Here is a 13,888-nt window from a genome sequence, read left to right as displayed (position 1 = left end):
CTCTAATGCCAACCAAACCCATGAGGAGACCGAGCAAGACTTGGCTCCCATGACTATGAAAGAGCGCTTTCGTAAGTTTATACCCGTCATTGTAGATGTCGAGACGGCTGGATTTAATGCACAAACCGATGCGCTGCTTGAGATTGCCTGTATTCCAATTCTGTTAAACGAGCAGGAAGTATTCTATCCAGGAGAAGCGCTTAATGCTCATATTGAACCTTTTGAAGGAGCCAATTTGGAGCCACGCTCATTGGCCTTTACCGGTATTGATCCTAACAATCCTATGCGTAAAGCGATTGCAGAAGATGAAAAAACTGCCCTGCGTCGTATATTTAAAGGTTTAAAAGAAGTGCGCCGTGCTGAAGACTGTCGTCAATGTGTGCTAGTTGGTCACAATGCTCATTTTGACTTAGCATTCTTAAATGCCGCAGTCATGCGTACTAATAACAAAAACCATAATCCATTTCACCAGTTTTCAGTATTTGACACAGTCACTTTATCAGCGCTGGCTTTTGGTCAGACGGTACTTGCACGGGCTTGTAAAGCCGCAGGACTTGAGTTTGATGGCAATCATGCTCACTCAGCGCTCTATGATACCCAAAAGACTGCTGAGTTATTTTGCCATATTCTAAACCACTACCCTATGTTGCCAAATGCTTTACATACTGAGCAAACAGAGGTAGAGTTGAATGACAACGATGACGAATAAACAGTAACGGACGAATATTGTTACCTTTATGAGCCAGTGAGTTGATTTCAATATTTAGATGACTTTACCATCTTGATTTTATAATCCATAACAAAGGTAACTGTCTATTAAGGTTCATATATTTCACGGCATAAACACAATTGATAGGTTCACTTCTCTTTTTTATTCTTATCCATATCAATATAGAAATTTTCTATAGATGATCTAAGTTGCTCATATTCTATACCGCGTATGTGATACCTTATATAGGAACAACGGAGGGACTTTATAATGGATCCACAATTCAAATTATGGGCTACCATTCTTGGTTATATGTTATTGGCTGTGACTATTAGTGCTTGCACATCACTGTGGATTCGCCATCATTTAAAAAGTAAAGACTTGCATCCCCGCCGCGCTATCAAAAAAAGATATTTAATTTTAAAAAGACGAAGAAAAAGGCTTGACACAAAGCGTCGACGCCATTAAAATGTGCACCACTTCAGCATAAACGGTGAAAGCAGCTGAAGCGTAGTACCTAGTCCCCATCGTCTAGAGGCCTAGGACACCGCCCTTTCACGGCGGTAACGGGGGTTCGAATCCCCCTGGGGACGCCACATATTAAAACGCTATAGCAGTTAATTTAGCGTTTTTTAAGCCCATAAAATCTAATAGATTTTATGGGCTTTTTTTATGTCTATTTTTACCCTAATAGCTTTATTATTTTAGACATAAAACATAAAACATAAAACATAAAACATAAAAAGCCAGCAGGACGCTGGCTCTTTGTAAAGCATTGAAGATTTATCTATTATTAGAATTTATCAGAGAGCATAAACCATAACAATGCCAATATAATAAGTGCACCCAATACAGTTTGGATTAGGAAAAAGGCTTGATGCTGCCCCACTACTTTCCCTAATGTCAGACCTAGTGCATTGTACTTAATCGGTTGAGCATCGATGTCGCCTGTTCCCTCTTGCTCTTTATAATAACCTTTTAAAATTTTCAAGAATTGCTTCCATTCATTAGGGGCCCAATTGTAGGGCTTAAAAGGCATAAGTGCCTTCGCTTTAGGATCGTTAACCATCCAACGTTCAAGGATGATGGAGCGTAACGACCAGCCAGTAAATCCGCGCTCACTAATCGCCGAAAAGTCTAGAGTCTGTATATCTTTATGTCTATCATCTAACAAAAGACGGTTTTTCAAGTTGGTTAATACTTGCTCCGTCCCTTCCACACACTGAAAAAAATAACCGTTGCCATAGCAGAGTACGCCAGTAATGTTATCGCTCTTATTATTCTTTATAGAAAATTCAGCGATATCATTTAGGGTACTCGCGCCTGATAATCCAGTAGAAGTAATTCGGCTAACATATACAAACTGATAGAGTTCTAATTCTTCTGATGTATTCATAGTAGTAACGTCTGACAATCAATTGCCCCTTAAAGTCAAGCGAATGAACGCCTATTATTTTTAAAATAAAAAAATATGATAAAAAACAAGACTTCATACATTGTCATAGTATTGATATTATAAGTTTTATTATTTATTGTATGAACTTGGTTACATAATAAGGCAGTTTGGTCAACTAAGCAACTTAATATGTAACATGGCAACAAAGAATTGTAACCAGACAATGTTCTGTATTTTGCTTTATATTCGCGAATGCAGATATATAGAGGGCTAAAGTCATTTAAGATCAAAAAAGAGGTAGAATAAAAACGTTCTACTTCATTCTCTTTGTTACTGCTCTATGCCGATAAATATTTATAACGACGAAAATGAGTATTATTAGAAAAGTCAGTAGCGTACTAAGATTGCTACTGATAGTCATAGTGATGTAAAAAGAAGGAGGGTATTAGTTTTGAGCAGTTAGGATAGCGGCTAGCAATATAATATCGTCAGGATAAGTAAGTTTGATGTTTTGACGACTGCCATCAACCAATCGAATAGGAAGGTTTAGATGCTCAAAAGCACTGGCTTCATCTGTAATCACCAGCTGATGTTCAGACACATAAGCCAATACTTGCTGCAATTGACCTAAGCGAAATACTTGCGGCGTTTGCGCTTGCCACATATGACTACGATCAAACGTACGTTTGATGTAAGAGTGCTGATTGTTTGTACTTACAGGTCTATCTGTGGGTTCATATTGATCGTTAGAGTCAGTAGACACTTTAAGGGTATCAGCCACAGGAGTGGCTAGAATCGCGCCATAAGGCTCCAGTATTGCCGCTTCAATCACTTTATCAATATCAGAACGTGGTACAGCAGGACGCGCAGCGTCGTGAATAAGAACCAGATCTGAGTCCTTAGCACCCGCGTTAGCAATAGCCTCTACGCCTGCTTGTACTGACTGCCAACGCTCGTTGCCACCTATAGCGTAATCTATAGGAAGCGCAAAATCTAAGATCTGTGCCGTGCTGTCATCTGCTGCTATAACCAATAAGCATTTATCAATATAGGTACTACTAGCAAGCCTTGCGACACTGTTTTGTAGTAGCGTCTGCCCTTGCAATTTTGTGTATTGTTTAGCGACAGATGCACCGAAACGGCTACCGCGACCTGCAGCGACAATCATCGCGTGTACACTAGGTTTAGTATTCATAACGTGCTACTCATGATTTAAGCCCATCACAACGTTGCTTAAAAAAGACAAAGCTTGAAAGTTATCAAAGAAATAAACAGAATCACCGTTATATAAGAAGGATTTGATGAAATATCAAAAAGCTACTGATGACTATGGGTGGTGGGTGCAGTTGATACTTGTACAAAGGTCTCGTTTGGCTTAATTAAGCCTAGGTCTAAACGAGCATGCTCTTCAACTGCTTCAAGACCATTTTTTAGGTCATGTACATCAGTGCGTAACAAGTTATTTGCCGCCACTTGATTGTCGTTTAGGCGCTGCTGATCTTCAATTTGAGTAAGCAGTTTATTATGTTCAAATCGACCATTTTCACCCAACCAATACTGATATTGCAATCCTAACAGCACTGCCACAGCTAAAGCGAGTAATATAAATTGGCTGAAGTATTTCATAAAACAATAACGCCAAATAATCTAAAGAGGATAAAAGAAAGACTAACTAAGCTGACTAGACAATATATAAACTCCTATATACCGTCTAGCACTAACACTTAATATAGCTTTATAGCTTAAACATTAACCACGTAGACCGATGAACTCTTCACGGCCACGATAGCTTGCGCGTACTTGCTGCTCGATACGTAATAGCTGGTTGTATTTCGCTACGCGATCTGAACGACACAATGAGCCTGTTTTGATTTGTCCTGCCGCTGTACCTACTGCCAAATCTGCAATGGTGCTGTCTTCAGTTTCACCTGAACGATGCGAGATAATCGTTGCGTAACCGTTTTTCTTCGCAAGATAAATTGCATCTAAAGTTTCTGATAACGTACCGATTTGATTAAATTTAATCAAAATTGCATTAGCGATGTTTTTATCAATACCTTCTTGCAAGATGGCAGGATTGGTCACAAACAAGTCATCTCCGACCAACTGGACCTTATCACCGATTTGCTCAGTCAAGTATTTCCAGCCATCCCAATCAGACTCATCAAGACCGTCTTCGATAGAGATAATTGGATACTGGCGCGCCAGCCCTACTAAATAATCTGAAAAACCTTGGCTATCAAAGGCTTTATTACCCTCGCCTGCTAAGACGTATTGACCATTTTTATAAAACTCAGTAGCGGCGCAATCCAAAGCTAAATGAATGTCGTCACCAGCCTTATAACCAACTTGCTCGATCGCTTGCATGATGACAGTGATGGCTTCTTCGTTGCTACGTAGATTCGGTGCAAAGCCGCCTTCGTCGCCGACCGCTGTATTTAGACCTTGTGATTTTAGGACAGATTTTAAGCTATGGAAAATCTCAGTGCCAGCGCGCAATGCTTCTGAGAAGCTTGTAAAACCAACTGGCTCAATCATAAACTCTTGGATATCAACTGTGTTATCCGCGTGCTCACCACCGTTTAAGATGTTCATCATCGGTACAGGCATCGTTAAAGAAGTCTGATTCCGCAAGTCAGCGATGTATTGATGCAGTGGCAAATTTTTTGATTTGGCAGCAGCTTTAGCAGTTGCTAGAGAGACGGCCAACATGGCATTAGCGCCTAGATTGTCTTTGTTTTCTGTACCATCTAGCGCAATCATCGCATTATCGATGCTTTGCTGCTCAGTGACATCTTTGTCCATTAATGCACTACGAATTTGACTGTTGACATTGGCAACGGCTTTTTTGACGCCTTTACCCATGTAGCGATCTTTGTCGCCATCACGTAGCTCGAGCGCCTCACGTGAGCCAGTTGATGCGCCACTTGGAGCAGCAGCACGGCCAACAGTGCCATCAGCCAAGATAACATCGGCTTCAATCGTTGGGTTACCGCGCGAGTCTAAAATCTCACGAGCGCGAATGTCTTTAATTGCGGTGACGTTGGTAATTTCTTCAGCGTACATAATGTCTGTTAATTCCTTTGGTCATGCCAAGTTTGTGGGATAAAAAACGGCAACTAGAATACAAAAAATAAAGAAAAGTATCTGATAGCTCATGCATTTACAACAATGATAAACCATCATACAACCAGCTGTTTTTGAAAGTCATTGAAGGTCTATTCGATACAATAATACTCGGCTATAATGCTTGGCATCATAGCATATATTTAGTCAAACTTCCCTTATCTTACACCAACTGGCGTCCATAAAACCAAACATTTATATAACGCTTGGCATCATTGTCTCGTTTAAGTGCATATATTATTAAAAAAATATATTATTTACGTTTTTGTTGGGTTCTGGCTGTTCATATTAGACGCAGATACGGTGTTATTCAGTTCAACCTTTGTCTTAAATTGTGTTAATCGTAGCGCATTCATTAATACTGAAATAGAGCTCAGCGCCATAGCAGCAGCAGCGATCATAGGGTTTAAAAAACCAAAAGCGGCAAGCGGTATACCTAAGCAATTATAAATAAAGGCAAAAAACAAGTTTTGTTTGATATTGCGTAAGGTTGCTTGAGCGATCTTTTGCGCAGCGTCAATATGCATGAGCGACTCGCCCATCAAACGTGCAGACGCACTATGCTGAGCCACATCTGTTCCCTCAAACATGGCAAAACTGGCGTCAGCGGTTGCCATCGCTGGTGCATCATTAACCCCATCTCCTGCCATCGCCACTTTATGACCCGCCGTTTGCAGTACAGCAATTTGGCTGGCTTTATCACGAGGACTCATCTTGCCATAAGCTTGCCCAATACCCAGCTGTCCTGCCACATGATCGACGACAGACTGTTTATCACCACTCATCAAAATAACATTGATACCAGCATCTTGTAGTGCAGTAATAGCCTGCGGAGTATCCGTCTTTAGATCATCAGCAAGGGCAAAGGCGCCTAAGGGTTCATCATTAATACTGACAGCAACCGTACTGGCGATTTGCCACACTTTTGGCATCAGCTTAGGTAAATTTAGACTGGCAAACTCTGCCGTACCGACTTTAACCAAACCAAGACCTTCTATATTTGCTTGTATACCAGCACCTCTAATGACGCTAATATCAGTGACCGTCAACAACGACAGCTTGCGCGCTTTTGCTGCATTGATAAGCGCCGTTGCCAGCGGATGACTGGCATGTGCTTCAACACTTGCAGCAATTTGCAACACATCATCTATTGGTAAAGATTTATCGACCATCACTTGATCAACGATCGTCGGTTTGCCAACAGTTAAGGTACCGGTTTTATCCAAAACGACAGTATCAATATTACCTGCTGCCTCAAGGCTTTGCGCGTCTTTAAACCAGACACCATGACGCGCAGCGACACCCATACCTGCCATAATAGCCGCCGGCGTCGCCAAACCAAGGGCACAGGGACACGCAATCACCAATACTGAAACTGCATGCATTAAGGCCGTATCGATCGCACCGGTCAGCCACCATGTCAGCGCAAAGGTGACGATAGCAATGGCCACAACAACTGGGACAAATACTGCTGTTACTCTATCAGCCAGACGCGCCAAATTGGCTTTGGAGCCTTGCGCATCGCTAAGCGCTTGCACCATATCACCAAGTTTGGTATCGCTACCTTTTGCACTGACGCGGTATAATAAGCTACCATTCTCGACCAAAGCGCCTGCAAGCAGCTCACCTCCTTCTTCTTTTTTTAGGGGCACAGACTCGCCAGTTAAATGACTCTCAACGCACCAGCCACTACCATCAATGACCACGCCATCGGTGGCAACGCGACTGCCTTGTTTGGCACGCAGGATATCTCCGACCTGCACGTCTTGCAGTGCGACATTGTGAAAGTCGCCATTTGACTGTTGTTGTTCGACTTCATCTGGCGTCAATGACAACAATAGATCGATACTATTAAGACTATGCTTTTTGGTACGTTCCTCTAAATACTTACCCGTGCGGACAAAAGCAATGACCATCACCCCTGCTTCAAAATATACAGCTGGTCCGTGTCCACTACCATGACCGCTTTGCAATAGACTGTTTAACGTACCATCGCCATGCGTGAGCCATAGATACGTTGAATATGCCCAAATAGTGACCGTACCAATGACCACCAGCACATCCATATTGGCAAGACCGCCCTTGATGGACGCCCAAGCACTTTTATAAAACGGCAACGCCAAGCCAAATTGTACAATGGTTGCAAGGATAAATTGAATCCAAACAGGCGGCATCCACGCCATACTCTGTCCAAAGAGCATCCCCGCCATACCGACCAAAAAAGGCACCAAGCAGACCCATAGCGCAATCAATCGCCATGGATACTCTGTCGCGGTGTCTGTATCCGTCTTGGCAAACAATCTATCTCCTGCCTGCACGTTTGCGACAAAACCTGTTTTACTTACCCACTCTGTGATTTGTTCAGGCGTCGTCTGCGCTGGATCATAATCGACATTGGCAGTCTCACCTGCGAAGTTGACATTCACCTCATAAACTGAGGACTTCTTGTTAAGGACTTTCTCGATTCTAGACGCGCAGGCCTGACATGTCATACCATCAATGGCTAGTTGCAAGTGCGCACGCTGAGGCTCAAGCAGCGTATTGGACTGAATGTCAGTATCGACATCATAGGATTGGTCATCGGCAGTACGGATAGAATCATTCATAAATAAAACTCGTTACAATGTTTATGGAGAGCGTTTATAGAGCATTTATAGATTGTTATGAGCTATAAAAAAGGCTAACTGTTATGCAAAACTTTAAGCGTATCAGGTAGCTTAATCAGTCTGGTAGTTTAACTGGGTCTCAGCATAGATATCTGATCTGTAGCCCCGAATAACCTACATATTATTATACTAAAATACATATTGATATACATAGTAGATGGTTGTGGTCACTAACATTTCAAGGGCATTCAATTAAACAGCATGAACATAGATGATAGATAAATCATAGTGACCAGCTACAAATTATAATCGTTAAAAACTACTAAAAAGATAATAAACGACCATTAAAAAAACCAGCTATGATAGCTGGTTTTTCTGTAGAAAAAAACTTAAGAGTTGGCGACTGTGGCATCAAATCCTGCCTCATCGATAGCAGACGCAATAGCCTCTGCGCTGGTCTTACTATCGTCGAAAGTCACCGTTGCTAGATTGTCAGCAAGATCGACAGAAATAGTGTCTATACCATCAATACTGTCAGTCGCAGTATGCACACTTGCCACACAACCGCCGCAAGTCATACCGTCGATTTTGATAATACGTGTTTGGCTTGCCATGTTGAGCTCCTTATTATTATAAATTAATGAATTGCTTGTATGAAAATCTAGTAATTAACTATTAAAGACTTATCAAAACAACGTTCGACTAGCATAAGCCGAATCATCGTTAACAACAACACCTTTTGGTTATCACTTTATTAAAGAATAATAGCTTTTTGCTAACATGATAAGGTTATTTAATTATCATAATTTGGATTTTGCGGTGCATCAATAGGATATGGCTGGGTCACATAATCGACCGTACTAATCGCAGCTGTTAGGGCGTGAATACTGGTATCGGTATCATCGTAGCGCACGGTTGCGATGCTACTCGCTGCATCAAGATCTATCGCAGTGACCCCTGTGATGTTCTTTAACGCTATCATGACACTGTCTAATCCTTCAGCGTCATCGATATTCTCAATACTCACTTGTGCTGTCTGAATCGCCATTGTGCTGCCCTCTTTGTTACTTATCCATTAATGAGTATCTAACACCTCAAAGCTTTTTACTAAATCATCCACTTGCTTTAACTGACGCAAAAATGGCTCTAATTGACTGGTTCTCAAGGCGCATGGCCCATCACACTTTGCCGTTTCTGGGTTTGGATGCGCCTCTAAAAATAGCCCTGCTAGTCCGGTTGCCATACCAGCACGTGCAAGGGTTGTGATTTGCTCACGGCGTCCGCCTGCACTGTCACTACGTGCCCCTGGCTGCTGTAGACTGTGGGTCACATCAAAAAACACTGGTATATTCATCTGCTTCATCGTATCGAACCCGAGCATATCGACGACCAGGTTATTATAACCAAAAGCACTACCACGCTCACATAGAATAAGTTTATCGTTACCTCCTTCAAGACATTTATTAACGATATGACGCATCTCATGCGGCGCTAAAAACTGCGCTTTTTTGATATTAATAATCGCATCAGTCTTTGCCATCGCATGCACTAAGTCAGTCTGACGCGATAAAAACGCCGGTAACTGAATAATATCGGCAACCTCAGCGACGGGTGCTGCTTGATACGGCTCGTGCACATCAGTGATGATCGGTACTTGAAACTTTTCTTTAATTTGACCGAGCCAATCGATACCTTGTTCCAATCCAGGCCCACGATATGAGTGTAAGCTTGAACGGTTGGCTTTATCAAAGCTGGCCTTAAATACATAGCCAATCCCTAAACGCTGGCATATCTCGACATACTGCTCAGCAATCTCAAATGCCAACTCTTTAGACTCCAAGACGTTCATACCGCCAAACAACACAAACGGCTGATCGTTACCAATATTAATCGTATTATTGTTAGGAGTAGTAAGCTGAATATGCGATTGAGCTGTAGATAAATTATCCATGAAACAGTGATCCTCTTTATAGTTATCGATATCTCTATCCGCTATTGTAACCGATGGCTCAATTAAAAAAAGTATCTAAGCGTAATTAGAGGCCACAGACAAATGGTAGATGGACAGATACAAATATTGTGAAAGTTCAGCCAACTATCAGCTCATAAAAAAAGACCAATCCGAAGATCAGTCTTTTAATTAATATAATAGCTGTAACAAAAGCCTAAAACCCTATTTAGCTTCGCTATAGTTCTTCGCAGCTTTCACAAAGCTGTTGAACAGTGGATGACCACCGCGTGGCGAGCTGGTAAATTCGGGGTGGAACTGTACCGCGATAAACCAAGGATGATCGCTAATCTCAACCGACTCGACCAGATGCTGCTTGGCTGAATAACCTGATATAGTCATGCCTGATTGCTCTAATGGCTCGATATAACGGTTATTCATCTCATAACGATGACGATGACGCTCTGTGATATTACTAGCACCATAGATTTGGCTTAATTTGCTACCAGAAACCAGTTCAGCTTGCTGTGCACCCAGACGCATCGTCCCACCAAGATCTGAATCATCGCTGCGAATCTGTAACTCGCCGCGCTCATCTAACCACTCAGTAATCAGACCAATGATAGGCTCTGCAGTCTTGCGATCAAATTCAGAAGAGTTAGCATCAATTTTGATTACATTACGAGCATACTCAATCACTGCCAGCTGCATACCAAGGCAGATGCCTAGATATGGGACGTTGTTTTCACGAGCATAGGTGATGGCTTGTATTTTGCCATTCGTACCACGCTCTCCAAAACCACCTGGCACTAAGATGGCATCAGCATCATTTAACTGTGTCAGTAAGCTCTCATCATCTTCTAAATGCTCAGCATCAATGTAGTTGATTTTGACATCTGCTTTATGAGTAATACCAGCGTGTAGCAATGCTTCGTTGATAGACTTATAAGCATCAGGCAATTCGACATATTTACCCACCATTGCTACTGTAACAGTCGATTCAGGGTTTAGCTGAGCCTCAACCACCTTGTCCCAATCGCTCAGATCCGCTTCAGGTACATCAAGACCAAAACGCTCACAAATCAAATCATCAAGGTCTTGCTCATGAAGGGTACGCGGTATCTGATAGATACTTTGGGCATCTTCACACATAATGACCGCACGCTCTTCGACGTTGGTAAATAGTGCAATCTTACGGCGGTTGTCTTGAGAGATATGATGGTCAGAGCGGCAAATCAAAATATCAGGCTGCAACCCAATAGAGCGCAGCTCTTTCACTGAATGCTGAGTGGGTTTGGTTTTGGTTTCACCTGCACTGGCAATATAGGGCACGAGCGTTAAATGCATTAGCATGGCGCGATTACGACCAAGCTCTACTTGCATCTGACGTACCGCTTCCATAAAGGGCAGTGATTCGATATCACCGACCGTACCGCCAATCTCGATAATAGCGATATCATAGCCTTCGCCACTGGCTAGAATCTTACTTTTAATCTCATCAGTGATATGCGGAATCACCTGTACCGTACCACCAAGATACTCACCGCGGCGCTCTTTATTCAGCACGTTTTGATAGATGCGACCACTGGTAAAGTTGTTGCTCTTACTCATCTTAGAATGACGTAAAAAACGCTCATAATAGCCTAAATCTAAATCTGTCTCCGCCCCATCTTCAGTGACGAAAACTTCACCATGCTGGAACGGGCTCATCGTCCCTGGATCAACGTTTATATACGGATCCATCTTGGTCATGGTTACACTCACACCGCGCGCTTCTAATATCGCGGCAAGGGAAGCTGCGGTAATACCTTTCCCTAGTGAGGACACTACCCCACCGGTCACAAATATAAACTTGGTCATAGTACTCTATCGGTAATTGGTAAAAGAGGATTTTACTAAAAATACGCCATAAAATATAGGGTAAAAACTCAAAGTCTCTTAAACTCTTAGGTTTTACTGGCTGTTACCCTATTAAAGTTGGCACAACGAAAAAACCCACCCCGAAGGATGAGTCCTTTAACATTATATAGTTATGATGTTTAGCTATCACTTGGACGATTTTACAATACAGACTACTTAGATAAAAGCCACTAGAACAGATATTCCAAACCGCCACCAACGGCGAAGACCTTAATATCTGCGACAGAGTTGGTAGGATCTAAAGGACTGGTATAATCGGCTGAGTTTTGACCAACATAAGCGTGAGCGATCACATTATCTTTCAACTCGTATTCACCGCCCAATACAATCTGATCCGAATTATTATTGTCGATACCGTTTAGATTGTCTGTTTTGTTATATTGAAGATAGACAGAAGCTGGATGAGCAAAGTTCTCTAATGCCATTTTGCCACTAACTATCAGGCCTTTTTCTTTATGAGAGCCTGCAAAGTCATAGTCAGCTTGCTGATATACTGCCCCTAAGGTTAAGGGAGTTGACATATCTATATATTCATCTAAATCGACGGTTACTGTACCGCGAAAGGCATCACCGCCATAATTTATAAGACCTTCAGCATTATCATCAGTGACAAAGTCTAAGGTATTGATACTACCACTTGCCTCGATATCCTTACTATAAGCGATCGCGGCAGTGTAACTATCTTTATCTAGCTTGAGTGCAGCCCCATAGCCATCTTTGTCTTTGTTGTCATCAGAACCCTCATCAGCCACATACTGCACTACCAGCTGCAAGTCTTTATATTCAGGGGCAATCCACAACACCGAGCTATCAGAGCGCGTGTAGTCAAGCATATTTAGTGCAGCAACTCCGCCATTGTCATTCAGGGTTCTTTTCCCTAGATTATCCCAGTAAGCTCTTGCAACCATCGGATCGTACACATACCCTAATACAGAGGTATTACGGCCAACGCGAAACTCGCCGTAGTCTTTATTTACTAGACCTAGATAAGTATCACGACTTGTAAAAGTATTACTGTCATCGCCATCGATATCAATGCCATACTCTAATCGATATATTACATCAGTATTTGCAGTAATCGCTTCAGAACCTCTGAGACCTAGTCGTGAAAAGTTTGAGTTAATTTGTACTGAGTCCACATCAGAGTCCTCAGGGGCATCATCTACACGATTAGTGTAATCCGCCTCGTCATTAATATAATCAGTGGTCAAGAATGCTTTGCCATAGATTTCTGGGGCTGCTTGCGCAACTGGTACAGATACAATAGCAATCGCTGATGTTAAAAGGAGTTTTTTCATCATAAATATTCACTCTAATACTTGGTCATTCATTAAGCAGGGTATTAAATGCACAAAGCCTAGAATGGCCTTGCATTTTTACGTTTTTTCTGTCTGTTCTAAAGCAAAATCAACACAACAAAAAAACCCACCCCGAAGGATGAGTTTTTTAGAAGCAAATTCTAGTTCATACTAGAATAAGTATTCTAGACCAGTACCAACTACGATTACTTCAGCATCGCCAGGTTGGCCATAAATTGGATCGTTATTATCATCATCACCTAAATAACGGTTGACGTTATCAGCTTTGTTCATACCAGCATAGGCATGTGCAATGATGTTATCTTTATACATGTACTTACCACCAACAACGATTTGGTCTGAATCAGCATTATCAAAACCGTTTAGGTTAGAGGTATTATTGTACTGAGCATAAACAGACGCTGGACGAGCAAAGTTAGTTAAACCCATTTCAGCACTGATTATAAAGCCTTTCTCGTCTTTATCGCGATTATCGTAATCACCTACTTGATATAGCGCACCTAGATTGACTGGATAAGCCATGTACTTGCCCAGATCTACAGTAGCGGTACCACGGATAATATCACCGTCGATGTTTTGATCTTTGTCATAAGCAATACCAGCGGTAAAGCCAGTACCTTGATCAAATAGCGCTGCTACACCAAAACCTTCGTTATCATTGCCATTTACATCGTCAGAGCTGTACATAGCAGACAGTTGTACTGGTAGACCTTCATACTTTGGTGCAGTCCAGATAACTGAGCTATTAATACGACCACTATCAGCCATGTTTAACGCTTCAACAACCTCACTTTCATTTTGGGTTTGACCTAGGTTATCCCAGTAACCTTGGTTCACTACAACGTTGTCAATACGCGCTAGGCT

12 protein-coding genes and 1 tRNA gene are annotated in these 13,888 nt (G+C 42.0%); 2 read left to right on the top strand and 11 right to left on the bottom strand.

Annotated elements, in window-relative coordinates:
• The first annotated feature begins 49 nt into the window (after nucleotides 1-49).
• Together rnt and ACS8FB_RS00060 are read left to right on the top strand one after the other, a co-directional pair.
• The gene (gene rnt / locus ACS8FB_RS00065; RefSeq protein WP_439260819.1) at nucleotides 50-709 is read left to right on the top strand and encodes a ribonuclease T; all 660 of its coding nucleotides are present in this window, start codon (nucleotides 50-52) and stop codon (nucleotides 707-709) included.
• A gap of 520 nt (nucleotides 710-1,229) precedes the next feature.
• A tRNA-Glu gene (locus tag ACS8FB_RS00060) sits at nucleotides 1,230-1,305 on the top strand.
• A gap of 197 nt (nucleotides 1,306-1,502) precedes the next feature.
• Here the strand turns inward: ACS8FB_RS00060 and ACS8FB_RS00055 are convergent.
• From ACS8FB_RS00055 to ACS8FB_RS00005, 11 genes are all read right to left on the bottom strand, one after another.
• Nucleotides 1,503-2,123, bottom strand: coding sequence for a BLUF domain-containing protein (locus tag ACS8FB_RS00055; protein WP_439260424.1), 621 nt, complete (start codon nucleotides 2,121-2,123; stop codon nucleotides 1,503-1,505).
• Between the two features lie 427 nt (nucleotides 2,124-2,550).
• Complete coding sequence (gene ispD / locus ACS8FB_RS00050) at nucleotides 2,551-3,300, bottom strand: 2-C-methyl-D-erythritol 4-phosphate cytidylyltransferase (RefSeq protein ID WP_439260422.1); 750 nt, start codon at nucleotides 3,298-3,300, stop codon at nucleotides 2,551-2,553.
• A 122-nt stretch (nucleotides 3,301-3,422) separates the two neighbouring features.
• Nucleotides 3,423-3,731 carry an FtsB family cell division protein gene (locus ACS8FB_RS00045; protein ID WP_439260421.1) on the bottom strand — a complete coding sequence of 103 codons (309 nt, stop codon included), beginning with the start codon at nucleotides 3,729-3,731 and terminating at the stop codon, nucleotides 3,423-3,425.
• A gap of 123 nt (nucleotides 3,732-3,854) precedes the next feature.
• A complete protein-coding gene (gene eno / locus ACS8FB_RS00040; RefSeq protein ID WP_439260419.1) occupies nucleotides 3,855-5,171 on the bottom strand; it encodes a phosphopyruvate hydratase in 1,317 nt (438 codons plus the stop codon).
• Between the two features lie 317 nt (nucleotides 5,172-5,488).
• Complete coding sequence (locus tag ACS8FB_RS00035) at nucleotides 5,489-7,837, bottom strand: heavy metal translocating P-type ATPase (RefSeq protein ID WP_439260418.1); 2,349 nt, start codon at nucleotides 7,835-7,837, stop codon at nucleotides 5,489-5,491.
• A gap of 389 nt (nucleotides 7,838-8,226) precedes the next feature.
• Nucleotides 8,227-8,451 carry a heavy-metal-associated domain-containing protein gene (locus ACS8FB_RS00030; RefSeq protein ID WP_058369205.1) on the bottom strand — a complete coding sequence of 75 codons (225 nt, stop codon included), beginning with the start codon at nucleotides 8,449-8,451 and terminating at the stop codon, nucleotides 8,227-8,229.
• Nucleotides 8,452-8,630: 179 nt separating this feature from the next.
• Nucleotides 8,631-8,885, bottom strand: a complete 255-nt coding sequence (locus ACS8FB_RS00025) for a heavy-metal-associated domain-containing protein (protein ID WP_439260417.1) — start codon at nucleotides 8,883-8,885, stop codon at nucleotides 8,631-8,633.
• Between the two features lie 27 nt (nucleotides 8,886-8,912).
• On the bottom strand, nucleotides 8,913-9,788 hold the full coding sequence (kdsA, locus tag ACS8FB_RS00020; RefSeq protein WP_439260416.1) for a 3-deoxy-8-phosphooctulonate synthase: 876 nt from the start codon (nucleotides 9,786-9,788) through the stop codon (nucleotides 8,913-8,915).
• Nucleotides 9,789-10,010: 222 nt separating this feature from the next.
• Complete coding sequence (locus ACS8FB_RS00015) at nucleotides 10,011-11,645, bottom strand: CTP synthase (protein WP_058369208.1); 1,635 nt, start codon at nucleotides 11,643-11,645, stop codon at nucleotides 10,011-10,013.
• 230 nt (nucleotides 11,646-11,875) lie between these two features.
• The gene (locus ACS8FB_RS00010; RefSeq protein ID WP_439260414.1) at nucleotides 11,876-13,006 is read right to left on the bottom strand and encodes a porin; all 1,131 of its coding nucleotides are present in this window, start codon (nucleotides 13,004-13,006) and stop codon (nucleotides 11,876-11,878) included.
• 168 nt (nucleotides 13,007-13,174) lie between these two features.
• Nucleotides 13,175-13,888, bottom strand: a 714-nt coding sequence (locus ACS8FB_RS00005; RefSeq protein ID WP_439260412.1) for a porin, incomplete at its 5' end; no start/stop codon positions are given.

This window comes from Psychrobacter sp. 1U1, from assembly GCF_051847535.1.
In the GTDB taxonomy this organism is placed as follows: Bacteria; Pseudomonadota; Gammaproteobacteria; order Pseudomonadales; family Moraxellaceae; genus Psychrobacter; species Psychrobacter saeujeotis.
This window is presented reverse-complemented; position numbering and strand designations above follow the sequence as displayed.